The following is a 23,548-nucleotide window of genomic DNA, read 5'->3' as shown; positions in this document are numbered from 1 at the left end:
AGCTCACAGCGATTGCTGTGAGCTTTTATTCATATTCAGGATAATATTTTTCAATTACTGTATCTACAGTTTCATTTTTCTTAACGTGTAAAAATTTTGCGTACAATTCTTTTCCAGTTTCAAATGGGGTATCGTCTAATTCAAACACATGTAACACTTTTCGGAACGTCCATGTGATTTGCTCATCATACATATTATCGTATGTGTGCTCCGATTGTATAGCTATATTTTCACCTAGTTCATGAGCTTCTTCTAAACTGTTTGCTTTAACAAGAATAATACTTTCTTCAAAAAGTGTATCGTGATTCTCTTCATAATGCTCATCAATTTTCGTAGGATCAGGCTCACCAGCATGAACAGACTCAAACAATAATTTTACAGCGTACACATTATGCTGCATGTTTCACTTTATAAATAATACTTGCGACAAGCGAAGCAGGTATTGTAAATAAGTTACTTTGATAATGGTAATGCACTTGGGATTCTTCATAAGACATGTTGTCATATAGTTCGTTTTGTGAGACATTCATTTTTTTCTGTTTTTCTTTGAGCATTTTAATGTAGTTGTACTGTATTGGGACGAGAATGATGAAATAAGCTAATACGATTAGTGAAATCCAAATCATTATGAACACTCCCTTACAAAGAATATTTGTATATGGTAATTATATCAATTTATATGAGGGATATCCATATTTTTCTAGTGGTCAATTTCTTTTCCAAAATGCAAAAAGTTCTTCAGCGCTTCGTAAATTATGTTCAAGGCATGTTTGTGCAGTGCGTTTAAAATTTTGTATTAAATGCTCTAGCCTAGAAGAATCATAGTGCTTTGCTTTTCCATCTACAATCGTTTTATCTTTTTTTTAAGTTAAGTGATATTTTTAGCAAAGTTACATTTGTTTCTATTTGTACAACTTCCATGTAAAAAAAATTTTGTCTAAGTCGATTGTAATATAATCAAATCGCTCTACTTGTTTAAAATATCCTACAATATCATCTTCCAATTGAAATCCTCCCTAGTATATAGCTTACCTGGAAGAGTTCTCTATAGATTGTATGATTCCTTGTTATATGTCACATAAGTGTAAAAATAACTATTATAGGGCAATGTCATGTATAATAGAAAGAAAAGGCTTGTGAGGGGGGAAAAGAGATGATCGTTCTTTGGATAATTACGCTTTGTATGACTGCTATTTTTGCATATATGACGTTAAAACAAAATGGTTTAAAGCGATTTGTTCCAGGAAGTATTCTTGCAGGAATTGCCCTTATCACGTATGTAATTTCTATTTTTATTGAAAGTGTATCAGTAGATATGAGCAAAAGTTTAATGTTTATTGGTATTACACTATTTGCAGGTAGCATTATGGTACTTATGGTTGCTGGTATTATTTTATTTATTCATATGAATTCGGAAACGTTATAGCATATAGAAAAGGCATGTCCCGAGGGACATGCCTTTTTATCCGTTCAATTATGCTCTATCTTTAGAAGAATTTTGTTGTTTTAATAAGTCGCGAATTTCGCCAAGAAGAACTTCTTCTTTTGTTGGTTCTGGAATTTTTTCCTCTTTTTCGTCTTCTTTTTTAGATGTTAGTTTGTTGAAAACTTTAATAAACATAAAGATAGAAGCTGCGATAATTAAGAAATCAAAAATTGTTTGGATGAAGTTACCATACATAACAGCTGATTTACCGTATCCAAAGTGCAAATCTGTAAAGTTAACGCCACCTAATACCATACCAAGTAATGGTGTAATAATGTCTTTTACTAAAGAACTAACGATTTTACCGAATGCAGCACCGATTACAACCCCGACAGCTAAATCAACGACATTCCCTTTGAAAGCGAACTTTTTAAACTCGTTCCACATGTGTCAATCCCATCCTTTCCACGATTCATTATGAAATTTATAATTCCTATCAACATATTTTATAGAAATTTACGAGAGAAATAAAGGGGAAATGGGAATGAAAGTAAATTCTGAAAAATGTATCCGTTTTAATTTTTGTTTACATCATCTAGTAAAGATTGTAGCATTTGCTGCGTTTTTAATCCTTCTAATCCATCTACAACAGGCTTTGTATCTCCGTGTACACATTCAATAAAATGATGAACAGCATCTTCAAAACCACGTTGTTTTAACGTCGTATCCCATGATGGAGAACCGCTTTGTGAAACTGAGTTTTCCTGTTCAATTTCAAATGTATTCATATTTTTTACGCGAATGATTTTCCCTGGCGTTACAAGTTCAATTTGTTCTAAATTTGTACCGGCATGGCGATGCATTGCAGTAGAAAGTAACAGTCCACTTGGAGTTGTATATGTATGATGTCCGTAAAGAAGTTCATTCTTTTCATTGATTTGCATCATATTGTGAACGACGTTAAGGTCATCATTAGCGAACCAGCGAGCAGTATCTACAATGTGTAAATAATCATCTAACATAGTGAAGTCGTACGTATATGGCCCGACTTTATTTGTGCGATGCTTTTCAATTCGAATCCATGAAATATCATGAGCCTGTTCTTTGGCAGCAACATACATAGGAACGAATCTGCGATTAAATCCGACCATTAACTTTCGGTTATACTTCTCGCTCAACTCGACTAGTTGCTCAGCTTGTTCCACAGTAGCTGCTAACGGCTTATCAACATAAACGTCGATTCCTTTTTTCAAAAGCTCAGAAACGATTTCATAATGCGATGCAGTTGAACTATGAACGAAGATTGCATCACATTCCGAAGCTAACGTTTCAATAGAATGAAAGTCTTGAATTCGGTATTGCTGGCAAACTTGTTTTCTTTTCTCTGCGTTAGGTGTAAACGCCCCGACAAAGTTCCAATCTGTTTCTTTTGTAAGTGTTGGAAGATAGGCCTTTTGCGCAATGCTACCAAGTCCAATCATCCCAATTTTAGGTTTATTCATATGTATTCCCACCCTATTAATATTGATGTAACGGCTTAAATGTAGCATAGGATGGGGGAGGAAGGCAAAGATAAGCTTTTTACTTATTTCCTTCTAACAAAATTTTCTCTATCTCTGCAAAATTATGAGCGCGAGCATGCTCTAACGGGGTAACACCATCATTATCTGGAATATTTACATCTGCACCGTGCTCAATAAGAAGGCGAATGACTTGTTGCTGTGTTTCGTTTCCGTTACTTAGTACGATAGCTTCCATTAAAGCTGTCCATCCTAGGTTATTTACATGATTTACATCAATATTTGTTCGAGTGAGGAGTTCTTTTATAACGTCAATATAGCCATGTTCTGAGGCTGGGATAAGAGCTGTTCCGCCGTAACGATTTGTAATCGTAGGATCTGCACCAGCATTAATTGTTAGCTTTAAAATGTCTAAGTAACCTTCCGCACCGGCGTATAGAAAGGGATTGTTTTTCATGTCATCTTGGATATTTACGTCAGCACCAGCTTCGATAAGTGCTTTTGCGGTTTTTACATCATTTTTGTATGTAGCAATCATAAGAGGGGTACGTCCTTGATTATCCGTCGCATTTATATTTGCACCTTGTTTTAGTAAAGATATAACAGTATTCGTTTCATTTTTTTCAGTAGCTGCTAGTAGTGCAGTCTCCATGTTTGTCATCTCCTTTTTGACTTCTTGTTCTTGCGAGCATCCTTGTAAAAAAATTACGCAACATATCATACTGAATGTTTTTTTGAACATGGAATTTCAACCTCCTAATTTCAACTGTAAAATAGGAACATTAAATTTTTATAAACTGACGCTAAAATTACTATAAAATCGCTTGAGTATTTGAACATATATTTTTATGCTTATGAATATGAAGGATGGGTAAAGTGAGGATGTAACATATGTCTATTAAAACAAGGTTTTTATTTTCTTATATTGCTGTAATTCTCGTTTCTATTACGCTCATATTAGTCGCGGGATTTTTAATTGTTTTTTCAATAACAGGTGATTTGGAAGCAGTGAAAAATTTCTATAAAAGTTCTTACATTCAAAAGCCGCTTACACCAGAAGAAGAAAATGCCTATCTTGAATTAAAATTAGCGGCAAAGCAACATCAATCTCAATTATTAGATAAATCGTTCGTTTCATCAATTGAAAAAGAAGGTGTGAAAATAATTGTAAGAAAGGGAGAAAACATTTCTTATGCTAATAAGGGATTTGAAAGTTCGACTTTAACAGAAGCCCTTCCGAAATTTGAAGCGGCAAATATTAATAGTCGTGGTACAACGGAACTAGGCAAGACATTTTATCGATATGTAAAGTTTGATTTTTATTTTCCAGAGAAAGAAGAAGGGAGTATATTTGTACTAAAAAAGCAAAGTTCATTTGTAGATCTTACACAAAAATTATTTCCAATCTTATTCGTATCGCTTTTACTATTAGCCATTTTACTCATTGGTTTATTAAGTTATCTTGTTTCAAGAAGTGTAATAAAACCAATTTTTGTATTGAAAGGTGCAACGGAGAAAATTAAAGAAGGAAATTTAGATTTTCAAATGCCAGTTACATCGCACGATGAAATAGGTCAATTAAATCAAGGATTTGAGGAAATGAGGAAGAAGTTAAAGGAATCGATTGAAGTACAAACGCAGTATGAAGAAAATCGAAAAGAACTTATTTCAAACATATCGCATGATTTAAAAACACCGATTACATCTATTATCGGATATGTAGAAGGAATAAAGGACGGGGTAGCAAATACGCCAGAAAAAATGGATAAGTATTTAACGACAATTCATACGAAGGCAAAACATATGGACACACTCATTGATGAACTCTTTTTGTTTTCGAAGCTCGATTTAAATCGAGTTCCATTCCAATTTGAGACAGTTGAATTAAATACGTTTATGCAAGAATTAATAGAAGAGATGCAGATGGATTTAAGTGAAGAAGGTATAGAAATTAACTTACAATTACATTCATCGCCATTATATGTAACGGCTGATTGCGAAAAGATAAATAGAGTTATATCAAATTTAATTCATAATAGTGTGAAGTACATGGATAAAGAAGAGAAGAAAATTACCGTAACAGTATCGAGTGATAACAATAAAGTTATTGTGAAGGTGATAGACAATGGATCAGGTATAGAATCTGATACGCTACCGTATATCTTTGAACGTTTTTATCGTGCAGAACAATCGCGAAATTCTAGCACAGGTGGAAGTGGACTTGGTTTAGCAATAGCGAAGCAAATTGTTGAAGAACATGGCGGGGAAATTTGGGCGGAAAGCGAGCTTGGTAAAGGCACAAGCATTTTCTTCTCATTGGAAAAAGTAGAGGAATGTGGTGAGTAAATTGAAAAGAATTTTACTAATAGAAGATGAAGTAAGTATTGCAGAATTACAGCGAGATTATTTAGAAATTAATGATTTCCAAGTTGATGTAGAGCATTCAGGAGAAACAGGTTTACAAATAGCCCTGCAAGAAGACTATGATTTAATTATTTTAGATATTATGCTTCCGAAAATGAACGGATTCGAAATTTGTAAACAAATACGTGCTGTAAAAGATATTCCGATTCTACTTGTTTCAGCAAAAAAAGAAGATATAGATAAAATTCGCGGGCTCGGATTAGGAGCGGATGATTATATAACGAAACCGTTTAGCCCAAGCGAATTAGTCGCAAGAGTAAAAGCGCATATTGCTCGTTATGAAAGATTATCAGGAAATGTAAGTAAGCAACGTGATACGCTATACATTCACGGAATTTCTATCGATCAACGAGCGAGGAAAGTTTTTATAAACAATGAAGAAGTGGCATTTACAACGAAGGAATTTGATTTATTAACATTCTTTGTCACACATCCAAACCAAGTATTAAATAAAGAACAGTTATTTGAACGCATTTGGGGATTAGATTCCGCTGGTGATTTAGCCACTGTTGTCGTCCACATTAGAAAGCTACGTGAAAAAATTGAAAGAGATCCTGCCCACCCGCAATATATTGAAACAGTATGGGGAGCTGGTTATCGTTTTAATGTGTAGGGAACCTGTCAAAGTTTTGGCAGGTTTTTTTGTATGTGATCAAAAGGGGATAATAGGTAATTTATGTTAAAATATAAAGAGAGATAAAACATAGGAGAGTGTGAGAGGGCGTGCTACATTTTGGGGGATACATTAAAAGATAATAAATCAAACAAGGTTTTAAAGATTGGAACTAATATTGTACTTATCTTATTAATTATTGGTGCAATACAAATGTTTTATGATGAAGATTCTACGAATGATCATTTGGGTTGGTTATTTATGATGGTCTTTTTTGCAATTAAAATAATTTCTAGTTTTATGATAAGTTTAAAAGAAGGAGATAAAAAGTCAGTATTTATTGATTTAGGTTTAATGATTTTTTCTGTTCTTCTTTTGGTTGTTACTAGTGTGAAATATTTCTTTTGAAAAACCTCATAGTCTTATAGAGGCTGTGAGGTTTTTGTTGGAAAATTAACTTGCGACCTTAATATGCTATTTTAGAGTTCCTTGTTGCAATGATTTATAAAATATTTGAGTAGTAGAAGTAAACTGAGCAGCTTCTTCTAAAAAAGGATAATGGTTGCTCTCCTCAAATGTCACAAAAGTAGAATCGCATATACCCTCATGTATCTCGATGGAATATTGAATAGGACACTGCACATCGTGTCTTCCACACATAATTAGTGTTTTTGTTTTTATAGAAGGTAAATACTCCCTTAAATCAAATGAAGGATATTCATTGGCGAAAGCATTCATCCGGCTAACGGACATTGTTTTTTTGATTGGTTTACAAAAATAAGAGTTGTAGTTTTCTGGTTTATACAATGATAATTTTGTTCTCTTAGTAGATAGTTCTTTCCGTTCTTCACTTGTAAGGTGAGGGCTTTTTAAGTTTTCGATGAGCTCTTGCATATAATGAAACTGTGAATGTTCTGGATGATAAATACAAAATGGTGTTTCGGTATAGTTACTTGCTGCAGCGCCTGCTACGACTAATGATTGTAAGGAATTTGGATATGTAATCGCATATAAAAGTCCAAGCATACCACCTGTTGAATGACCAGTGAAATGCCATGTTGGGAGTTGTAAAGCTTCCCGTATTGCTTCTAAATCGTGAACCGTTTCAATCATACTTAATTCGTTTTCTGACTGGGTGGTTACAGAGCTACCAGCATCTCGTAAATTAATGAGAAATACACGATGCGTAGCAGTGAAAACATCTGCAAAGTAATCACCAGTTTCATTAAATTGTGAATAGTGATGTGTAATACAAAGCGGTTCGCCATTTCCTTTTGTAAAGAGTTCAAATGTGCCGCGTTTTGTGGGGATCATTTGTTGTGTCCACATAATATCACGTCCTTTTTTCATAAAAGTTGGACCGGTTAATTATTAAATAAAATATATCGGCGCAACTCGAAACATATCGACTTACCGACAGTAGTCGACAATAAATAAAAGGAGGCTATTCAAAAACGAGCCTCCTTTTCGTTTAGTACAAAGATTTTGTCATATTATTCCGAATGATTTCAAGGGATTTCGCTACAGTTAATGCATTCTTTTCTTCAATTTCTGGTTTACGGGGGATAGGTTTATACATGTTGTCTGGATCTTCCCATGTGAGGGGAAGTTCTGTTTCGGCTTGTCCTTTCCAAGCGTCAATCCATTCTGGAGGGAGATAACCCGAGATGTTTTGGATGTTGTTCATTTCGAGCCAAATAAGTGCCCAAGCTCTTGGTACGACGCGCCAATGGTCATAGCCACCGCCGCCGACAGCGATCCAGCGACCGTCGCAATATTCATTAGCAATTTCACGAGCGAGCTTCGGTATTTCGCGGTAAATATTCATGGTTGCACAAAGGTGTGTAAGTGGGTCGTAGTAATGTGCGTCGGCACCATTTTGCGTTAAAATAATATCCGGTTTAAAGTACGCTGCAACTTCTTTTACAACTGTTCGATATGATTTTAGAAAGGATTCATCTTCTGTAAAAGCATCCAGTGGAACGTTAAAAGAATAACTATAACCATTACCTTGTCCACGTTCGTTTACAGCGCCAGTTCCAGGGAATAAATAGCGACCAGTTTCATGTAATGAAATGGTGCATACGTTAGAATCATCATAAAACGACCACTGCACGCCATCACCGTGATGAGCGTCTGTATCAATATATAAGACGCGTAAACCGTATTTCTTCTGAATATACTTCATTGCGATGGAGCTATCGTTATAAATACAAAAACCAGATGCCTTGCCACGGAAGCCGTGATGTAAGCCTCCACCTAAGTTAAGTGCGTGTTTTACTTTTCCGGAAAGAACAGCATCGACAGCTGTTAACGTACCGCCAACGAGCAATGCGCTTGCTTCGTGCATATTTGGGAACATCGGTGTATCTTCTGTTCCTAGTCCATATGTCATCGCAATTGATTTTTCTAACTTTCCTTCTCCAGCACGTTTTACCGCATTTATGTACTCCTCTGTATGAACGTAGGCAATCTCTTCATCTGTAGCCATCCGTGGTGAGATGATTTGAGAGGGAGAGATGAAACCACCCTTTTGTAATAAATCATACGTAAGTGTGACGCGCAGTTGGTTAAAAGGATGATCAGGGCTAAATGAATAGCCCCGAAAGTCATCCGAATAAATAAACGCGCTACTCATGCTTGCATCCCCATGATGTTCGGCCATAATACGAGATAGCCTTCTGCTTCAAGTGCATCAATCACTTTTAGAGGATTCATCGTTTGAATGCGGAAAACAAGTACTTTATCATTCTCATCTTTTGCTGGGTAGACGAGAACGCTCACGATATTTATTTGTAAATCACTAAAAATAGCAACGACTTTTCCAAGAATACCAGGTTCATTTTTTACTTGAATTTCAATTTGTGAACTCGGTTGATGTGCTCCTGTTAATTTTACTAACGTGTGCAGTACTGTAGATTCTGAGATTATTCCAACTAACTTCCCAGCTTTTGTAACAGGAAGACAGCCAATTTTATTTTCAAAAAATAAAGTAGCAATTTCCTCAACGAAATCGAGAGGGTGGCAAGTCATTACAGGATGTTTCATAATAAGTTCAAGCGGTTGCTGTAGCATATCGAGTGAAACTTGTTCATCTAGAATAGACGGACTTGCATCTCTTACATCCCGATCAGAAATAATGCCTACGACGTGATTATTTTGATCGACAATTGGAATGTGCCGAATTCCTTTCGTGCGAATCGTTCGGATTGCTGTTTCGATTGTATCGTTTGGATGTAGTGTAACTACATTTTGATTCATAATTTCTTCTACAATCATTCCAGTTGCCCCCTTTATTAATACATAAAACGATTGTGAAAACGTAGACGATCAAAAGCTTGAATAGAATCCGTATCAACGCGTTTACCGATGCGGACCATTAAACAGTTGGCGGGATGTGAACAAATTTCAGGATCGTCTGTAGCCATCCATTGTAACCCGCCGGCATTCATCATCTTTTCCATTACTTTTCGGTATTCCCAAACATTTAATCCTGTTTGTTTCAAATCCCAGTGCCAATAATATTCAGTCGTCAATATAATGTAATCTTCCATATAATCGTCCATCATAGAAACCTCTAGTAAGTTCTTTCCGACAGAACTCCCGCGGAAGGCTGGAACTACTTCAATTGCCCCAAGCTCAATTAAGTTTTCTATTTTTCCTTCTGACCATCGTTCAAGTGGATCAGGATATAAATATGTAACATATCCAACAATCATCTGGTCATGTCTAGCAATAATGAGTCGAGCTTCTGGTAATTTAGAAATTTCGACAATTGCTTTATATTGCTGTTCAGCAGGACGAAATGCAACTAAATCTGGATGAAATTCATACATTTCAAGATTATGTGTAGAGACAGGACCTTCAATAATTAAAGTGCCTTTCGCTGTTTTTAAGTTTCTAGCATTGTATATTTTTTTATGAATCAATGTATTGCTCACCACCTTGAGGGTTTGTGAATCTATTAATATCGTACTTTATAATATATGCGATGTGAATCGAATTTTGTCATTAAAAATTTGTCTAAAAACCAACAAATATACTGAAAATTTTAAATAATATCATTATAATAGATAATAGAATACATAGGAGGGGGATGTAAAGTATGAAAGTAGAAACGCTTCCTGTCATTAAAGGAGAAAATAATTTGCCGAATTATGATGAGGCATACGCGAATTTTAACTGGGAAGAGGTTAATAAAAACTTTACTTGGAATGAAACAGGCCGAGTAAATATGGCGTATGAGGCAATTGATAAGCATGCGAAATCCGATCGAAAGAATAAAGTAGCTCTTTATTATCAAGATGGATCGCGAAAAGAGAAATATACATTTAAGGAAATGAAGGATTTTTCTAATAAAGCAGGAAATGTCCTGAAAAATTATGGCGATGTAGAAAAAGGCGATCGCGTTTTTATTTTTATGCCACGTTCTCCAGAATTATATTTCGCACTTTTAGGTGCAGTGAAATTAGGAGCAATTGTTGGACCGTTATTTGAAGCATTTATGGAAGGTGCGGTTCGCGATCGTTTAGAAGATAGTGAAGCGAAGGTGTTAATTACAACGCCTGAGTTATTAGAGCGTGTACCATTAAATGATTTACCTGCTTTAAAAACAGTTTTTCTTGTTGGAGATAATGTAGAAGAAGGCGGTAAAACGGTAGCGTTCAATCCTTTATTTGAACAAGCTTCAAAAGAATTACATATTGAATGGTTAGGCCGTGAAGATGGTTTAATTCTTCATTATACGTCTGGTTCTACTGGTAAGCCAAAAGGTGTGCTTCATGCGCAAAATGCAATGGTTCAGCACTATCAAACGGCGAAATGGGTATTAGATTTAAAAGAAGACGATGTATATTGGTGCACAGCTGATCCAGGCTGGGTAACGGGAACTGCTTACGGTATTTTCGCACCGTGGTTAGTTGGAGCGTCAAATGTTATTTTAGGTGGGCGATTTAGTCCGGAAGCTTGGTATGAAGCACTGCAAGATTACGGTGTAACAGTTTGGTATAGTGCACCGACAGCGTTCCGTATGTTAATGGGAGCTGGACAAGACGCAATTAAAAAATATGACTTATCACAAGTTCGCCACGTATTAAGCGTTGGTGAGCCGCTAAATCCAGAAGTAATTCGCTGGGGTATGAATGCATTTGGACTTCGTATTCATGATACGTGGTGGATGACAGAAACAGGTGGACAAGTTATTTGTAACTACCCTTGTATGGAAATCCGTCCAGGTTCAATGGGTAAACCCATTCCAGGTGTAAAAGCAGCGATTGTTGATAATGAAGGAAATGAAGTTCCTCCATACACAATGGGTAACTTAGCAATTGCGAAAGGTTGGCCATCTATGATGCGTGCAATCTGGAATAACCAGCAAAAGTATGAATCTTATTTCATGCCGGGAGATTGGTACGTATCAGGTGACTCTGCCTATATGGATGAAGATGGATACTTCTGGTTCCAAGGACGTATTGACGATGTAATTATGACGTCAGGTGAGCGCGTTGGTCCGTTTGAAGTAGAAAGTAAATTAATCGAGCATGCTGCTGTTGCAGAAGCAGGTGTAATTGGTATTCCTGATCCAGTGCGTGGCGAAATTATTAAAGCATTTATCGCACTTCGAGCAGGATACGAACCATCTGATGAATTAAAAGAAGAAATTCGTCAATTTGTAAAGAAAGGCCTAGCAGCTCATGCAGCGCCACGACAAATTGAATTTAGAGATAAATTACCGAAAACGAGAAGTGGTAAAATTATGCGCCGCGTATTAAAAGCGTGGGAGCTGAATTTACCAACAGGTGACTTATCAACGATGGAAGATTAAGAGAGGAAGGTCTGAACGAAAAAATGTTCAGGCCTTTTTTTATGTTATTATTAACTTATATATATAAGTTAACGGGGGTAGTATGATGAAAACAGAAAAAGAAAAGATGATACTAGGAGAAATGTATATACCGGCTGATCCAGTTTTAGTACAAGAAAGAGAGCAAGCACGTATATTAACGAGAAAATTAAATGATACGCCAGAAGAGCAATTGAAAGAGCGTAGCGAAATCATAAAAGAATTATTCGGAACGACAGGAGATAATATTCATCTTGAATCTTCTTTTAGATGTGATTACGGCTATAACATTCATGTCGGTGAAAATTTTTACGCGAACTTTGACTGCACGATTTTAGACGTATGCCCGGTAACAATCGGAGTGAACTGTATGTTAGCTCCAGGTGTTCACATTTATACAGCAACGCACCCGCTTGATCCAATTGAGCGTATAAGCGGATCAGAATACGGAAAACCAGTTACAATTGGCGATAACGTATGGATTGGCGGAAGAGCAATTATTAATCCAGGTGTAACAATTGGAGACAATGCGGTGATCGCATCTGGTGCTGTCGTAACGAAAGATGTGCCTAATAATGTAGTAGTTGGCGGGAATCCTGCAAAGATTATAAAAAAACTAAAATAATATTTGAACGAAGTGCCTTCCTCGTCTGTATACATTTATGAAAGAATAGATGAGGGAGGCTTTTATATGTCTAATAAATTACTTCTTACTTTTGCTTTAATTGGGATTATAGTTGTATTTTCTTGTGGTCTTTTCTTACCGATACCAATTGGATATAGAGTATCAATGCTTACAGCTGGAGTTATAATGGGTGTTATGTTTTCAATCATTATTCCATTTGATAGAAAACATATAGTACGAAAAAAAGGGAATAAAATCGATTTTACAAAAACAAAAGTTTATTTTCGCTGGAATGTATTTGATACGATTTCTGTTTGTCTGGCATTGTATGCATGCATATGTGTGCAAGCGTTAAATACTTTAGTTGCAATGGGATTTACGATTCAAAACCCATATGTGCAATTTTTTACAAATCAATCACAATTGTGGATTTTTATTGCGATTGCATATTTAATTTCCCGTATTTCATTAACGTTAAAAGGAATAAAGGAGATCAAAAATCATGGCGCAGATTGGGATTGAGGAGGAGCTCATGCTTGCGTATCAAAGTGGAGATAAACAAGCGGGAGAAAGACTATATGTTTTAATCAAACCAGCGCTATACACATTTTTATATCGATTTAACCGAGATGAACAATTAAGTATCGATCTTGTGCAAGATACGTTTTTGACGCTAGAGCGTAAGAAACATATGTATGAACTTGAAAAAGGTAAAATAAAAACGTATTTATTTCAAATTGGTTATCGTCTTATGATTAATAAGTTAAATAGGAGAAAAAAGTGGCGTACGCTTTTGCCATTTTTAGTGCCGATTCCGGAAAAAGAATTTTCTCACGAAGATCGGCTTACAGTAAGAGAAGCAATTTTGAAAGTTCCAGAAGAGCAAAGAGCGGTCCTAATCCTTTCTTATTATCATGACATGCAGCAAAAAGAAATTGCAGAGATATTAAACATTCCGATTGGAACAGTGAAATCGAGACTCTATAACGGGATAAAGAAATTGAAACAATTGCTGGAGGTGGATGAAATTGAGCGAAAATCTCTTTAAAAGTGAATATAAATTAAAGCAACATTTAGATAGTGATCATGTAGAAATACCAGACTTTCCAAAAACGGTAAGTCAATTCGATCGATTAATCGGGTTTCTTGGTTCTCCAGCGAAAGATCCTGTGGAGGCGACCATTGGGAATGATTTATCGGTTGTGTTTCATGTATCGTTATTAGTTGGGGTTCCAATTCTTTCTCTTATTACGATACTCTTTATGGCGTTGTAAAGGATTGGCAAGGAGGGAAACCTGACCTCTATTTGACACGCCTATATAAATGATGGTATAAAGAAAAGTATATGAATAATTGAGCGTGGAAAGGGAGAAGTAGTGATCATTTCCCTGTTTTAGAGAGCTGATGGCCGGTGAAAATCAGCACATAGATGATCGCGAATTACGCCCCTAGAGCATCTTTTTTCGATTGAATTGTATTCAAAAGGGAAAAGACGGTGCTAAGCCGTTATGTAAATAAGGTGGTAGGCTTTTTTGCCTGCAACTAGGGTGGTAACGCGATAATCAAAATCGTCCCTTATTTGAAGGGGCGATTTTTTTATGTTTTCAACCTTCACGCCAGTAATGAACTTAAAGGAGAGTATGTAGGATATGGGTATTTTACAAGATCTTGAATTTCGCGGTCTAATTAATCAGCAAACAGATGCTGAGGGCCTTGAGCAATTATTAGAAAAAGAAAGCGTTAAATTATACTGTGGTTTCGACCCGACAGCGGATAGTTTACATATTGGTCATATGTTACCAGTATTAATGTTACGTCGTTTCCAATTAGCTGGCCACCAACCAATCGCACTTGTTGGCGGTGGTACTGGTATGATCGGTGACCCGAGTGGTAAAAAAGCAGAACGTACATTAAATACGAAAGATACAGTTGCTTACTACACAGAAAGCATTAAAAACCAACTTTCAAACTTCTTAGAGTTTGAAAACGTGGACAACCCAGCAACGATGGCTAACAACTATGACTGGCTTGGTAGCTTAGATGTAATTTCATTCTTACGCGATATCGGTAAAAACTTCGGTTTAAACTATATGTTAGCAAAAGATACAGTAGCATCTCGTTTAGAAACTGGTATTTCATTCACTGAGTTCAGTTACATGATTTTACAATCATACGACTTCTTAAACTTATACCAACACCATAATTGCCGTCTGCAAATCGGTGGTAGTGACCAATGGGGTAACATTACAGCTGGTCTTGAATTAATTCGTAAATCAGAGGAAGATGCGAAAGCATTCGGTTTAACAATTCCACTTGTTACAAAATCTGACGGTACGAAGTTTGGTAAAACAGAAGGCGGCGCAATTTGGTTAGACCCAGAGAAAACAACTCCTTACGAGTTCTACCAATTCTGGATTAACACAGATGACCGCGACGTTGTTAAATACTTAAAATACTTCACATTCTTATCTCATGAAGAAATTCTTGAGCTTGAAAAGCAAGTAGCTGAAGCACCAGAAAAACGTGCAGCACAAAAAGCATTAGGTTCTGAAATGACAAAACTTGTTCACGGCGAAGAAGCATTAGAGCAAGCGATTAAAATTTCAGCTGCACTATTCAGCGGTTCTGTAGCAGAACTAACTGCAAGCGAAATTGAACAAGGATTCAAAGACGTACCATCTGTAGAACGTACTGCAGAAGATACAGTATTAATCGACTTACTTGTAGAAAGCAAAATCTCTCCATCAAAACGTCAAGCACGTGAAGATGTAACGAACGGCGCAATCTACGTAAACGGTGAGCGTACACAAGCGTTAGACTACGTTGTAACAGAAAACGACCGCATCGAAGGTAAATTTACAATCATTCGCCGCGGTAAAAAGAAATATTTCTTAATTCGTTACTAATAAATAAAAAGCTTTGGGGAAATTCCTCAAAGCTTTTTTTGTTTTAATCTCCTTTTCGAGTTCATACGGAAATCACATGTAAGCGGTATGATAAACGTATAACAATTAGAAAGGAGTGGTAAAACGAAATGTCACTAGAAGCGTTGATTATTTTTTCTTTGCTAAACGCGGGTCAACTTGCAGAGAATTCGAAGGTTGATATACATAAAGAGCAGAAAGATGCTTATGTATATGTTCAAAAAGAGGAAAATAAATAACTTTAATATATATAAATAAAAGCTACTCGAAGTAACTGTTTTGGTGTCTTCGGTAGCTTTTTTGTATGCATAGGATTCAAATTTAGTAAGTGAGCTATTTAATAGAGGGTTTGTAGAAGAAAAAAATATAATTAATGTGAACTGATAAATTGATAAAAATAAATCGTTATAAACAGGAGGATTTGTATGGAACATAGTGAGGCATCTCAAAGATTGTTACTTTCAGATTGCATGGATTCTATAATTACTATCCAAAAGTTAGGGATAGATGAACAGTTTACCCCGATAGGTTATGATAATCTATTTAGTCATAAAACAAGTAGTGACTCCTAAAGGGAACGTTTAGATAATTTAGTGTATAAAATCAAAGAAAGGTTTATCATGATATTAATATTTTCCTTTATTAAAAACAGCCGTTTCAAGTATTGACTTGAGAAGGCTGTTTTTTTGATTTAATCTTTTAAGTCCCCCTGTCAAAAAATAAAATTTGTCCTCTGGGGAGGATAGGTAGCGTAGGGGCACATCAATAGTTGCACTATTTTTAAAAAAATGAAAGGGTGGTGAAATGTCTACGAAACTCTATAAGTATTACATAATAAAAGCCACAACTCATGAAAAGACCTTCTAATATATTGTTAGTTTATTTGATTAATATTCTTTGTCCACTTTTCGTAACTCTGACTGTGTAAGTCCATATGTCTATGTTGTACAACCTGCTAACAACATAACAGGAATAGCTAAGGCTAATAGTTTACGTTTCATTGACATATACCCCTTTGTGTTATTTCTTTTTACTTAGTTCTTTTGTTGCTTTGTCTACTAACTCAGAAGCTTCGTCTAAATCCTGTTTAGCGAATTCAATTGTATCTTTATCATCCTTTTCTAAACCTGCCTGTATGTTTTCTACCCCTGATTTCGAGAATAACATTGCTTTACTTATGTTTATCGGTGCTTTATTGTCTTCAGCTAACTTATAATCTAATTTATCAATCTTATCAATTAATTCGAAATAAGGTTTCGATAACTCTTTTAACTTTTCAGCCTTCTTCTTATTAGATTTTCTGCTATCTATAAGGTCTTTTATTTCTTCCGTTTGTTCAGTGTAATCTTTAAGTAAGTATGTTGCATTCTTACTATAGTCTTCTTTCTTGTTTTCTTTAACAGAAGCTTCCATTACTTCGTCTTTCTTTTTATCGTTTGACTCACAACCTACCCCTGTTATTAACAACATTGGAATCGCTAAAGTTAATAGTTTACGTTTCATTTTTTCATACCCCTTTAGTATTTATTATTCTGCTTCACTTACACTTTGTATTTCCGCAAGACCTTGTGCGATACTCGCAGCTAGTTAAAGTGCTGTACTATAGTTATCACTAGATGTTTGATTAAATTCATATAGGTGTTCTAACTTTTCTTTCAGTTTTACCTCTCATGACTGCAAAAAGATTTGCCATAGCGTCCAGACCTGAGATTGGCATAGCTTGATCGATTGTTTCCGTACTTGCTATCATTCGATCGATTTCTCGAATTTGTTCTAATATCTCCTGTTCGATAACATCTGTAGAAGCTACCTGTGATTGAAAGCCTCTTGGAAAAGCATCATTTTGAAGGATTAATTCTTCGCATAAGTAAATGCTTCTTTGTGCTAACGGACGAAAGGTTTGTAAGAAATATGCTTTTGCACCGCTATATGTTTGTCCTTGTAGAACAGTATCCAATGCAAAAGCGTCAATAGAATGAATAATTTGTTCCATACCTTGAATAGTAGCGATACATAAAGAGTTCATACTTTCTGTTTAAGCTTGTACTTCACCGAGATGCATATTTAAAGACACGAACTTTCCCTCCCCTTACAAGAAAATAATACCAATTTAAGGGAGGGGTTGTAAACGGAATATTCTAATGATTTAACGATTAAAGAGGTACTCGTTTATTAAGTTTTTTAATCTCATTCGGATGCTCGAGTGATGAAGAGGTTTTTAAGGTTGAATGTAAATAGAAAAGGGAAGATATAGATTATGTGCAAATAAATACGTTGTAAAAATAATGTTAAGAAAAGGAGAGTACAGCAAAGAAAAATGAGTTATGGGATAGAATGTAGTGTTTTTAAGTGTTAGAAGAAGGGGGAGGTTTTTATTAATGTGGATAAAAAATGGATGGAATTCTAGAGAGGGGGTTAAGTTTTATTAACTATAGACTTGCAGTTCTTTTTTATTTTGTTACATTGGTCTGTTTCTATGCATATAATCGGGTTATATTCAATAAAAAAAGCCCAGGCTCCTTGATAAACAAGGTTCCTAAGGCTTTTAATACTACTCTTTGCAGAGTACCGAGATTAACGAGAGTAGAACTCTACGATTAATGCTTCGTTGATTTCAGCTGGTAACTCAGCACGCTCAGCGTGACGAGTGTAAGTAGCTTCTAATTTGTCAGCATCGAAAGTTAAGTATTCTGGTACGAAGTTGTTAACTTCGATCGCTTCTTTAACAACAACAAGGCTGTTAGATTTTTCGCGAACGCTGATAGTTTGGTTAGGTTTTACACGGTAAGATGGGATATCTACGCGAGCGCCATCAACCATGATGTGACCGTGGTTTACTAATTGGCGAGCTGCACGACGAGTGCGAGCTAAGCCCATACGGTAAACTAAGTTGTCAAGACGAGCTTCAAGAAGGATCATGAAGTTTTCGCCGTGCTTACCAGGCATTTTACCTGCTTGGTCAAATGTGCGACGGAATTGACGCTCAGTCATGCCGTACATGTGACGAAGTTTTTGTTTCTCTTGTAATTGTAAACCGTATTCTGAAAGTTTCTTACGTTGGTTAGGACCGTGAGGACCTGGTGCGTAAGGGCGTTTTTCTAATTCTTTTCCTGTGCCGCTTAGAGAGATTCCAAGACGACGAGACAGTTTCCAAGCTGGACCTGTATAACGAGCCATAGTTGACTCCTCCTTTAAAAATGTTTTTATTTACGTAAAATAAAAACAGACGTAATCGATATTTACGGGCATTTTGTTTTCATGTACCTTCGCTCCAGCAGCAGGGAGTTACGAGATACACCTCCGTAGAGGAACAAAATACAAACGATAAACTCACATTACAAGGCTGCCTTTTTATTTTACACAAACGCTATTATATCTTTTACCCAGAGTTTCGTCAAGCGAGTACGTTTTTGTTTTATGCATATAAATTTTGGAAATTAATATAAGAAGGAATTTAAAACAATATAAAAGAAGAGATAGAAACACAAATAAAACGCTTACATAAAATGTAGTAAAAACGTTCATCAGTTTTTATTGGTGAATATGCGGGATAAAAACATAAAGGGGATGTTTTTATGAAAAAGAAGCATATGGAGACAGCGTTAATTCATCACGGTTATACACCTGAGGAACATAAAGGAAGTTTAACACCACCTTTATTTCAAACTTCTACATTTACATTTGAGACTGCGCAGCAAGGAGAGGCGAGTTTTGCGGGAGTGGATCCATCTTATATTTACTCACGGCTTGGAAATCCAACTGTGAAATTATTTGAAGAACGTATGGCGGTGTTAGAAGGAGGAGAAGAGGCACTTGCCTTCGGATCTGGTATGGCAGCTATTTCAGCAACTTTAATTGGTCTTTTAAAGGCTGGAGATCATATTATTTGTTCAAACGGATTATATGGGTGTACGTACGGTTTTTTAGAAGTGTTAGAAGAAAAATTTATGATTACGCATTCGTTTTGTGACATGGAGACAGAGGCTAATATTGAAAATAAAATTCGTTCGAATACAAAGCTTATTTTCGTTGAAACACCGATTAATCCAACAATGAAATTAATCGATTTAAAACAAGTGATTCAGGTTGCGAAGCAAAATGGCTTACTTGTCATTGTTGATAATACGTTTTGTTCGCCTTATTTACAAAGACCGCTTGAGCTTGGCTGTGACGCTGTTGTGCATAGTGCGACAAAATATATTGGTGGCCATGGTGACGTTGTAGCGGGTGTAACGATTTGTAAAACGAAAGCGTTAGCTGAAAAGATTCGCCCGATGCGAAAAGATATCGGCGGTATTATGGCGCCGTTTGATGCGTGGTTATTATTACGCGGGTTAAAGACGTTAGCAGTAAGAATGGATCGTCATTGTGATAATGCAGAAAAAATTGTATCGTTCTTAAGAAAACATGATGTGGTAGAAGATGTTTGGTATCCAGAAGGGGAGTTAGCATCTCGTCAAATGAAACGCGGGGGCGGTGTTATTTCTTTTTCAGTAAAAGGCGGAAAAGAAGAGACGCAAGCGTTTATTAATGATCTTCACTTTATTACAATTGCGGTAAGTTTAGGCGATACAGAAACATTAATTCAGCATCCAGCAACGATGACGCACGCTGCGATTCCGGCTGAACTAAGAAAAGAAATGGGCATTTTCGATAATTTAATACGCTTATCGGTCGGTTTAGAATCGTGGGAGGATATCGTTTCTGATTTAGAGCAGGCATTAAAGAAAATATCTACTGTTAATCAATAAAAAAAGAGTGAGCTATCGGTTTTGTACAGGACGTACTAAGTCGATAACTCGCTCTTTTCTTTTTACATATGTTTTAGGAGTGTCTCCACAAACTTTTCTAAATAGCGCTGATCTACTTCATCAAAACGATTTTTTTCAGGACTATCAATGTCAAGTACACCAATGACAGCTCCTTCTTTCACAATCGGTACAACGATTTCCGAATTAGAAGCACTATCGCAAGCGATGTGACCTGGGAATTGGTGAACGTCCGCTACAAGCTGAGTTGTTTTCGTTTCAGCTGCTACGCCGCAAACGCCTCGTCCAAATGGAATGCGTACGCAAGCAGGCATTCCTTGGAACGGTCCAAGGACAAGCTGATTTCCTTCTGTTACATAAAAGCCAACCCAATTAACGCGATCTAAAAATTGGTTTAATAATGCGGACGCATTTGATAAGTTTGCGACTACGTTTGATTCGCCAGTTAATAACGCATCCAGTTGTTTAATTACTGTCTCATATTGCTGCACGCGAGATCCTGCATAACTTTCTTTAGTAAACATGGAAACAGCTCCTTTTTTATCGAGATGTGTAAAATATTAGCAAAATACGATGTATTTCACATGACTTTGTCGATAGAAAATTAAAGGAATTTGTCTTAAAAGTCAAGAAATTTAAACTATAGCTGTTCATTGAGAGGAAGTGAGCGCATGAAGCAGACGAAACAAAAAGTAATTGATGCGGCAATATCGTTGTTTAATACGAAAGGTTATGATGGAACGTCGGTGCGAGACATTGCAAAGCGAGCGGATGTGAATGTAGCGAATATTTCATATTATTTTGCTGGGAAGCAAGGTTTATTAGAACAGCTTATTACTGATTTTTTAGAAGGGTATATTCATGTGATTGAAATTTCGTTTGAACAGAGAGAGTATTTGTCGACTAAAGATGTGATGGTGCAAATGGTGCGTGGGATGTTACGATATCAATTTGAAAATAGAGAACTAACACGTTTCTTCTACCGAGAGCTTTCGCTTGATACGACATTAATTCGTGAAGTGATGACCGTTTATTTTTCTAAAGAAAGATATTATATAGAGCAAATTATTAGGCAAGGACAAATAAAACAAGAATTTCAGAAAGTATCATTTACAATGTTTATGACGCAATTAAAAGGCATGATAAATATGCCGTTTTTATATCCACAATATATATCAGAAGTACTGCATTCTTTCCCGTCTGAGACATTTTTCATAGAAATGTACACGAAAGAGATTGAGCAATGGATGGAACAAGCATTATGTAAAGCGAATATGTACCATGAATGGCCAAGAGCTGTTCATATGTGAAGAATCCCCACCTAACGAACTGAGGTGGGGAGTTTTATGTTTATTTTTCTTTGCCATAAATTGTTACATAATAGCGCGATAATTGTTAACGTTGCTCCAGCGATTTCAATTTTATCGACTGTATAACCTCGAAAGATAGAACCGATCAGTGCAAGAATAGGAACTAAATTCATAAATAATATGCCGTTAATAGATGAAATATAGCGATTTCCCATATTCCAGCAAAATACAGCGATAACTCCTGCGATAATCGACATATAAAAGAGCTCAAAACGAACGCTCACAACTTTACGCAGTGACGGCATAGTAACTATATTTGTGTACGTTAAGAAAGTAACAATAACGATGAGTGAAATGGAGCCAAATAAACAAGTTAATGTCGTGTACCTAAGTGGTGAACAGGATTGAAAACGAGCACCTCCGTTTGTATAAATGACCCAGCAAGTAACGCCGCATAGCATTAATATGTTTGTCGATAAGTGGCTTGCAGCTCCAAATAATAAGTGAATATTTCCTTTTGAAATGACAAGCATAACACCAAGTAATGCAACGAACATACAAAGAAATGTGTAGTTTTGTGGGCGACGATTTTTCGTTACCCATTGCAGTGATAAGGCGATCAGTGGCATAAGAGACTGAATCATAGCTGCATGAATTGCTCCGGAAGGTCCAGCAAGTTGTTGTCCGTAGAAAACGAGAAAACCATATCCTGCGAAACCGACTGTCCCGTAAAAGAACAGAGAAAGTGTTCTTTTTTCTAAGCGGAGTGAAGTCTTCCCTTCAGTAATTAATAGCAAAATAAGAAAAATAATAGCTGCTGATCCATAGCGAATCGTTGTGAAGAAGAACGGATCGATAAATTGCAGAGCATTTGCCATTACAGGAAACATAAATCCCCAGGCAGTGACGGCGAGTAAGCATAGAAAGGATCCGAGTAGCATTTGTTTTTTGTTCAAGAGTATCTTTCCCCTTTGCATTTCGTTATAGTAAGTTGATGAAATAAGTATAAAGAGTAATTGTTTATAGGAGGAAATATCGATTTCTTATAACGGTTATAACTTTTTGTTAGAGGTGTGTACGATGGATTTGGAGGCAGTACGATCGTTTATCGAAGTGAAGCATACGCGAAGTTTATCAAAGGCAAGTAAAATTTTACATATATCTCAACCAGCGCTTAGTAAGCAAATTCGAAAGTTAGAAGCGGATTTAGAGGTTACTTTACTTAAGCGTTCTGCGCAAGGAGTGGAGTTAACGGAGGCAGGAGAGTTATTTATAAAAAGAATGCTACCGATTTTGGAACAAATAAATGAAGTGAAAACAGAAATGAGGGGGTATCAAGAGAACCGAAAGTTTTCAATTGGTATACTACCGAGTTTAGCAGAGCATTACATATTAGAATGTAAAGATGTATTAGGTGATGAGTTCGAAGTAGAGTGGCAAATTGGACATACGGAAGTATTAAGAGATTTATTTAAAGCGCGGGAGATTGACGCGATGTTCATCGATTCCGTAGTAGAAGGTGCTACGTATATAAAAGAAGTGCAACAAGAGAAAATTGTTTGTGCCGTTTCAAATAATCATACGTATAAAGAGAAGAAAGCCATTCAAATAGAAGAGCTGCAAAATGAAAAATTAATTGTATATCCAGAAATATGCGATGTAAGGAAAATGATTATGAACATGTTTCATGAGATAGGTGTAAAGCCAACTATAGCTGTGGAAACATCTTACGCACAACCGATGCTTACAATGGTAAAAGCCGGACTTGGTATCACGTTACTTCCAGAAAGGGCAGTAGAGCAGTCTGTAAGGCAGGGAAATGTACATGTAATTTCTGTTGAACCACCACTCATGCGGAAAATTTATTTCGTATCTCATACGAAAGATTGTTTGTTATTACAATCATTTGAGGATAGGTATTGAGGTAGGCGGAATATTGAGAAAGATTACAATCGCATTGAAAGAAACATGAAATTTTAAAAAAAACTAGGTCAAAAACAAGCCATTACATGGTATGATTAGTACATTGTTAGTTGTTAAATATAGGGGAATTCCCTTTTTATACATAATGCCTTCCATTTCATAAACGGAACGG

At 36.2% G+C, this 23,548-nt stretch carries 28 protein-coding genes, 2 pseudogenes and 1 other annotated feature; of the genes and pseudogenes, 15 read left to right on the top strand and 15 right to left on the bottom strand.

Annotated features, from left to right (window positions below):
- Window positions 1-25 precede the first annotated feature (25 nt).
- From NZ044_RS23010 to dhp61, 3 genes and pseudogenes are all read right to left on the bottom strand, one after another.
- Window positions 26-388, bottom strand: coding sequence for a DUF4288 domain-containing protein (locus NZ044_RS23010; protein WP_118961690.1), 363 nt, complete (start codon window positions 386-388; stop codon window positions 26-28).
- Window position 389: 1 nt separating this feature from the next.
- On the bottom strand, window positions 390-626 hold the full coding sequence (locus NZ044_RS23005) for a DUF3949 domain-containing protein (protein ID WP_000637898.1): 237 nt from the start codon (window positions 624-626) through the stop codon (window positions 390-392).
- Window positions 627-707: 81 nt separating this feature from the next.
- A pseudogene (dhp61, locus tag NZ044_RS23000) lies at window positions 708-1,004 on the bottom strand (protein Dhp61).
- A 149-nt stretch (window positions 1,005-1,153) separates the two neighbouring features.
- Between dhp61 and NZ044_RS22995 the strand changes: the two are divergent.
- Complete coding sequence (locus NZ044_RS22995) at window positions 1,154-1,426, top strand: DUF3917 domain-containing protein (RefSeq protein WP_000636586.1); 273 nt, start codon at window positions 1,154-1,156, stop codon at window positions 1,424-1,426.
- Window positions 1,427-1,474: 48 nt separating this feature from the next.
- Here NZ044_RS22995 and mscL read toward each other — a convergent pair whose 3' ends face one another.
- The 3 genes from mscL to NZ044_RS22980 form a co-directional block, all read right to left on the bottom strand.
- Window positions 1,475-1,873, bottom strand: a complete 399-nt coding sequence (mscL, locus tag NZ044_RS22990) for a large conductance mechanosensitive channel protein MscL (protein ID WP_079246033.1) — start codon at window positions 1,871-1,873, stop codon at window positions 1,475-1,477.
- A 128-nt stretch (window positions 1,874-2,001) separates the two neighbouring features.
- Window positions 2,002-2,928, bottom strand: coding sequence for a Gfo/Idh/MocA family protein (locus tag NZ044_RS22985; RefSeq protein WP_001039702.1), 927 nt, complete (start codon window positions 2,926-2,928; stop codon window positions 2,002-2,004).
- 79 nt (window positions 2,929-3,007) lie between these two features.
- Complete coding sequence (locus tag NZ044_RS22980; RefSeq protein ID WP_079246031.1) at window positions 3,008-3,688, bottom strand: ankyrin repeat domain-containing protein; 681 nt, start codon at window positions 3,686-3,688, stop codon at window positions 3,008-3,010.
- Window positions 3,689-3,837: 149 nt separating this feature from the next.
- Here NZ044_RS22980 and NZ044_RS22975 point away from each other — a divergent pair, with 149 nt between their 5' ends.
- The 3 genes from NZ044_RS22975 to NZ044_RS22965 all read left to right on the top strand — a co-directional run bounded on the left by NZ044_RS22975 (window position 3,838) and on the right by NZ044_RS22965 (window position 6,391).
- Window positions 3,838-5,292: a HAMP domain-containing sensor histidine kinase gene (locus NZ044_RS22975; RefSeq protein WP_097890880.1), complete on the top strand. Its 1,455-nt coding sequence runs from the start codon at window positions 3,838-3,840 to the stop codon at window positions 5,290-5,292.
- A gap of 1 nt (window position 5,293) precedes the next feature.
- A complete protein-coding gene (locus NZ044_RS22970) occupies window positions 5,294-5,983 on the top strand; it encodes a response regulator transcription factor (RefSeq protein WP_003280338.1) in 690 nt (229 codons plus the stop codon).
- Between the two features lie 120 nt (window positions 5,984-6,103).
- Window positions 6,104-6,391 carry a hypothetical protein gene (locus NZ044_RS22965; RefSeq protein ID WP_000502927.1) on the top strand — a complete coding sequence of 96 codons (288 nt, stop codon included), beginning with the start codon at window positions 6,104-6,106 and terminating at the stop codon, window positions 6,389-6,391.
- 66 nt (window positions 6,392-6,457) lie between these two features.
- On the opposite strand, the gene NZ044_RS22960 is transcribed toward NZ044_RS22965, so the two are convergent.
- From NZ044_RS22960 to acuA, 4 genes are all read right to left on the bottom strand, one after another.
- Window positions 6,458-7,333 (bottom strand): alpha/beta fold hydrolase, encoded by an 876-nt coding sequence (locus tag NZ044_RS22960; RefSeq protein WP_133963689.1) that lies wholly within the window; start codon window positions 7,331-7,333, stop codon window positions 6,458-6,460.
- Window positions 7,334-7,454: 121 nt separating this feature from the next.
- Window positions 7,455-8,621, bottom strand: coding sequence for an acetoin utilization protein AcuC (acuC, locus tag NZ044_RS22955; protein ID WP_017763659.1), 1,167 nt, complete (start codon window positions 8,619-8,621; stop codon window positions 7,455-7,457).
- Window positions 8,618-9,262, bottom strand: coding sequence for an acetoin utilization AcuB family protein (locus NZ044_RS22950; RefSeq protein ID WP_097890882.1), 645 nt, complete (start codon window positions 9,260-9,262; stop codon window positions 8,618-8,620). The genes acuC and NZ044_RS22950 overlap by 4 nt, the downstream gene beginning before the upstream one ends.
- A gap of 17 nt (window positions 9,263-9,279) precedes the next feature.
- Entirely contained in the window at window positions 9,280-9,912 is a 633-nt protein-coding gene (gene acuA / locus NZ044_RS22945; protein ID WP_000581392.1) for an acetoin utilization protein acetyltransferase AcuA, read from the bottom strand.
- 176 nt (window positions 9,913-10,088) lie between these two features.
- Between acuA and acsA the strand changes: the two genes are divergently transcribed.
- The 8 genes from acsA to NZ044_RS22905 all read left to right on the top strand — a co-directional run bounded on the left by acsA (window position 10,089) and on the right by NZ044_RS22905 (window position 15,946).
- Window positions 10,089-11,807, top strand: coding sequence for an acetate--CoA ligase (gene acsA / locus NZ044_RS22940; RefSeq protein WP_000862047.1), 1,719 nt, complete (start codon window positions 10,089-10,091; stop codon window positions 11,805-11,807).
- Window positions 11,808-11,889: 82 nt separating this feature from the next.
- Complete coding sequence (locus tag NZ044_RS22935; protein ID WP_097890884.1) at window positions 11,890-12,450, top strand: maltose acetyltransferase domain-containing protein; 561 nt, start codon at window positions 11,890-11,892, stop codon at window positions 12,448-12,450.
- A 66-nt stretch (window positions 12,451-12,516) separates the two neighbouring features.
- Window positions 12,517-12,972 (top strand): hypothetical protein, encoded by a 456-nt coding sequence (locus NZ044_RS22930; RefSeq protein ID WP_000066443.1) that lies wholly within the window; start codon window positions 12,517-12,519, stop codon window positions 12,970-12,972.
- On the top strand, window positions 12,953-13,498 hold the full coding sequence (locus NZ044_RS22925) for an RNA polymerase sigma factor (RefSeq protein WP_000057202.1): 546 nt from the start codon (window positions 12,953-12,955) through the stop codon (window positions 13,496-13,498). The genes NZ044_RS22930 and NZ044_RS22925 overlap by 20 nt, the downstream gene beginning before the upstream one ends.
- Complete coding sequence (locus tag NZ044_RS22920; protein ID WP_001293698.1) at window positions 13,479-13,724, top strand: hypothetical protein; 246 nt, start codon at window positions 13,479-13,481, stop codon at window positions 13,722-13,724. Before NZ044_RS22925 ends, NZ044_RS22920 begins: the two co-directional genes overlap by 20 nt.
- Before the next feature lie 77 nt (window positions 13,725-13,801).
- Window positions 13,802-14,029, top strand: a binding site (T-box leader).
- Window positions 14,030-14,099: 70 nt separating this feature from the next.
- Window positions 14,100-15,356 carry a tyrosine--tRNA ligase gene (tyrS, locus tag NZ044_RS22915; RefSeq protein WP_063675844.1) on the top strand — a complete coding sequence of 419 codons (1,257 nt, stop codon included), beginning with the start codon at window positions 14,100-14,102 and terminating at the stop codon, window positions 15,354-15,356.
- Window positions 15,357-15,484: 128 nt separating this feature from the next.
- Window positions 15,485-15,613 (top strand): hypothetical protein, encoded by a 129-nt coding sequence (locus tag NZ044_RS22910; protein WP_000050940.1) that lies wholly within the window; start codon window positions 15,485-15,487, stop codon window positions 15,611-15,613.
- A 186-nt stretch (window positions 15,614-15,799) separates the two neighbouring features.
- Window positions 15,800-15,946: a hypothetical protein gene (locus NZ044_RS22905; protein ID WP_017763656.1), complete on the top strand. Its 147-nt coding sequence runs from the start codon at window positions 15,800-15,802 to the stop codon at window positions 15,944-15,946.
- Between the two features lie 448 nt (window positions 15,947-16,394).
- On the opposite strand, the gene NZ044_RS22900 is transcribed toward NZ044_RS22905, so the two are convergent.
- From NZ044_RS22900 to rpsD, 3 genes and pseudogenes are all read right to left on the bottom strand, one after another.
- A complete protein-coding gene (locus tag NZ044_RS22900; protein ID WP_017763655.1) occupies window positions 16,395-16,877 on the bottom strand; it encodes a hypothetical protein in 483 nt (160 codons plus the stop codon).
- Window positions 16,878-16,964: 87 nt separating this feature from the next.
- Window positions 16,965-17,400: pseudogene (locus tag NZ044_RS22895) on the bottom strand (T7SS effector LXG polymorphic toxin); the annotation flags it as partial.
- A 548-nt stretch (window positions 17,401-17,948) separates the two neighbouring features.
- Window positions 17,949-18,551, bottom strand: coding sequence for a 30S ribosomal protein S4 (rpsD, locus tag NZ044_RS22890; RefSeq protein ID WP_000135320.1), 603 nt, complete (start codon window positions 18,549-18,551; stop codon window positions 17,949-17,951).
- 398 nt (window positions 18,552-18,949) lie between these two features.
- Between rpsD and megL the strand changes: the two genes are divergently transcribed.
- Complete coding sequence (gene megL, locus NZ044_RS22885; RefSeq protein WP_063675842.1) at window positions 18,950-20,125, top strand: methionine gamma-lyase; 1,176 nt, start codon at window positions 18,950-18,952, stop codon at window positions 20,123-20,125.
- A gap of 62 nt (window positions 20,126-20,187) precedes the next feature.
- On the opposite strand, the gene NZ044_RS22880 is transcribed toward megL, so the two are convergent.
- Window positions 20,188-20,667, bottom strand: coding sequence for a GAF domain-containing protein (locus tag NZ044_RS22880; RefSeq protein WP_000494340.1), 480 nt, complete (start codon window positions 20,665-20,667; stop codon window positions 20,188-20,190).
- A gap of 147 nt (window positions 20,668-20,814) precedes the next feature.
- Here NZ044_RS22880 and refZ point away from each other — a divergent pair, with 147 nt between their 5' ends.
- The gene (refZ, locus tag NZ044_RS22875; RefSeq protein WP_000814915.1) at window positions 20,815-21,453 is read left to right on the top strand and encodes a forespore capture DNA-binding protein RefZ; all 639 of its coding nucleotides are present in this window, start codon (window positions 20,815-20,817) and stop codon (window positions 21,451-21,453) included.
- 11 nt (window positions 21,454-21,464) lie between these two features.
- On the opposite strand, the gene NZ044_RS22870 is transcribed toward refZ, so the two are convergent.
- Complete coding sequence (locus NZ044_RS22870) at window positions 21,465-22,409, bottom strand: DMT family transporter (protein ID WP_063675840.1); 945 nt, start codon at window positions 22,407-22,409, stop codon at window positions 21,465-21,467.
- Between the two features lie 124 nt (window positions 22,410-22,533).
- Here NZ044_RS22870 and NZ044_RS22865 point away from each other — a divergent pair, with 124 nt between their 5' ends.
- Entirely contained in the window at window positions 22,534-23,376 is an 843-nt protein-coding gene (locus NZ044_RS22865; protein ID WP_063675838.1) for a LysR family transcriptional regulator, read from the top strand.
- Window positions 23,377-23,548: the final 172 nt, after the last annotated feature.

This window comes from Bacillus sp. FSL K6-1338, from assembly GCF_038006965.1.
Taxonomy (GTDB): Bacteria; Bacillota; Bacilli; order Bacillales; family Bacillaceae_G; genus Bacillus_A; species Bacillus_A thuringiensis_S.
The sequence above is the reverse complement of the archived record's forward strand: the minus strand, read 5'-3'. Positions and strand labels throughout refer to the sequence as shown.

Coding starts and splice junctions, on each gene's coding strand:
- NZ044_RS22865 (WP_063675838.1), top strand. CDS start 22,534: ATGGATTTGGAGGCAGTACGATCGTTTATCGAAGTGAAGCATACGCGA.
- refZ (WP_000814915.1), top strand. CDS start 20,815: ATGAAGCAGACGAAACAAAAAGTAATTGATGCGGCAATATCGTTGTTT.
- NZ044_RS22925 (WP_000057202.1), top strand. CDS start 12,953: ATGGCGCAGATTGGGATTGAGGAGGAGCTCATGCTTGCGTATCAAAGT.
- megL (WP_063675842.1), top strand. CDS start 18,950: ATGAAAAAGAAGCATATGGAGACAGCGTTAATTCATCACGGTTATACA.
- mscL (WP_079246033.1), bottom strand. CDS start 1,873: ATGTGGAACGAGTTTAAAAAGTTCGCTTTCAAAGGGAATGTCGTTGAT.
- NZ044_RS22905 (WP_017763656.1), top strand. CDS start 15,800: ATGGAACATAGTGAGGCATCTCAAAGATTGTTACTTTCAGATTGCATG.
- NZ044_RS23005 (WP_000637898.1), bottom strand. CDS start 626: ATGATTTGGATTTCACTAATCGTATTAGCTTATTTCATCATTCTCGTC.
- acsA (WP_000862047.1), top strand. CDS start 10,089: ATGAAAGTAGAAACGCTTCCTGTCATTAAAGGAGAAAATAATTTGCCG.
- NZ044_RS22975 (WP_097890880.1), top strand. CDS start 3,838: ATGTCTATTAAAACAAGGTTTTTATTTTCTTATATTGCTGTAATTCTC.
- NZ044_RS22930 (WP_000066443.1), top strand. CDS start 12,517: ATGTCTAATAAATTACTTCTTACTTTTGCTTTAATTGGGATTATAGTT.
- NZ044_RS22910 (WP_000050940.1), top strand. CDS start 15,485: ATGTCACTAGAAGCGTTGATTATTTTTTCTTTGCTAAACGCGGGTCAA.
- NZ044_RS22960 (WP_133963689.1), bottom strand. CDS start 7,333: ATGAAAAAAGGACGTGATATTATGTGGACACAACAAATGATCCCCACA.
- rpsD (WP_000135320.1), bottom strand. CDS start 18,551: ATGGCTCGTTATACAGGTCCAGCTTGGAAACTGTCTCGTCGTCTTGGA.
- NZ044_RS22880 (WP_000494340.1), bottom strand. CDS start 20,667: ATGTTTACTAAAGAAAGTTATGCAGGATCTCGCGTGCAGCAATATGAG.
- NZ044_RS22995 (WP_000636586.1), top strand. CDS start 1,154: ATGATCGTTCTTTGGATAATTACGCTTTGTATGACTGCTATTTTTGCA.
- NZ044_RS22985 (WP_001039702.1), bottom strand. CDS start 2,928: ATGAATAAACCTAAAATTGGGATGATTGGACTTGGTAGCATTGCGCAA.
- NZ044_RS22980 (WP_079246031.1), bottom strand. CDS start 3,688: ATGTTCAAAAAAACATTCAGTATGATATGTTGCGTAATTTTTTTACAA.
- NZ044_RS22950 (WP_097890882.1), bottom strand. CDS start 9,262: ATGATTGTAGAAGAAATTATGAATCAAAATGTAGTTACACTACATCCA.
- NZ044_RS22935 (WP_097890884.1), top strand. CDS start 11,890: ATGATGAAAACAGAAAAAGAAAAGATGATACTAGGAGAAATGTATATA.
- NZ044_RS22900 (WP_017763655.1), bottom strand. CDS start 16,877: ATGAAACGTAAACTATTAACTTTAGCGATTCCAATGTTGTTAATAACA.
- tyrS (WP_063675844.1), top strand. CDS start 14,100: ATGGGTATTTTACAAGATCTTGAATTTCGCGGTCTAATTAATCAGCAA.
- acuC (WP_017763659.1), bottom strand. CDS start 8,621: ATGAGTAGCGCGTTTATTTATTCGGATGACTTTCGGGGCTATTCATTT.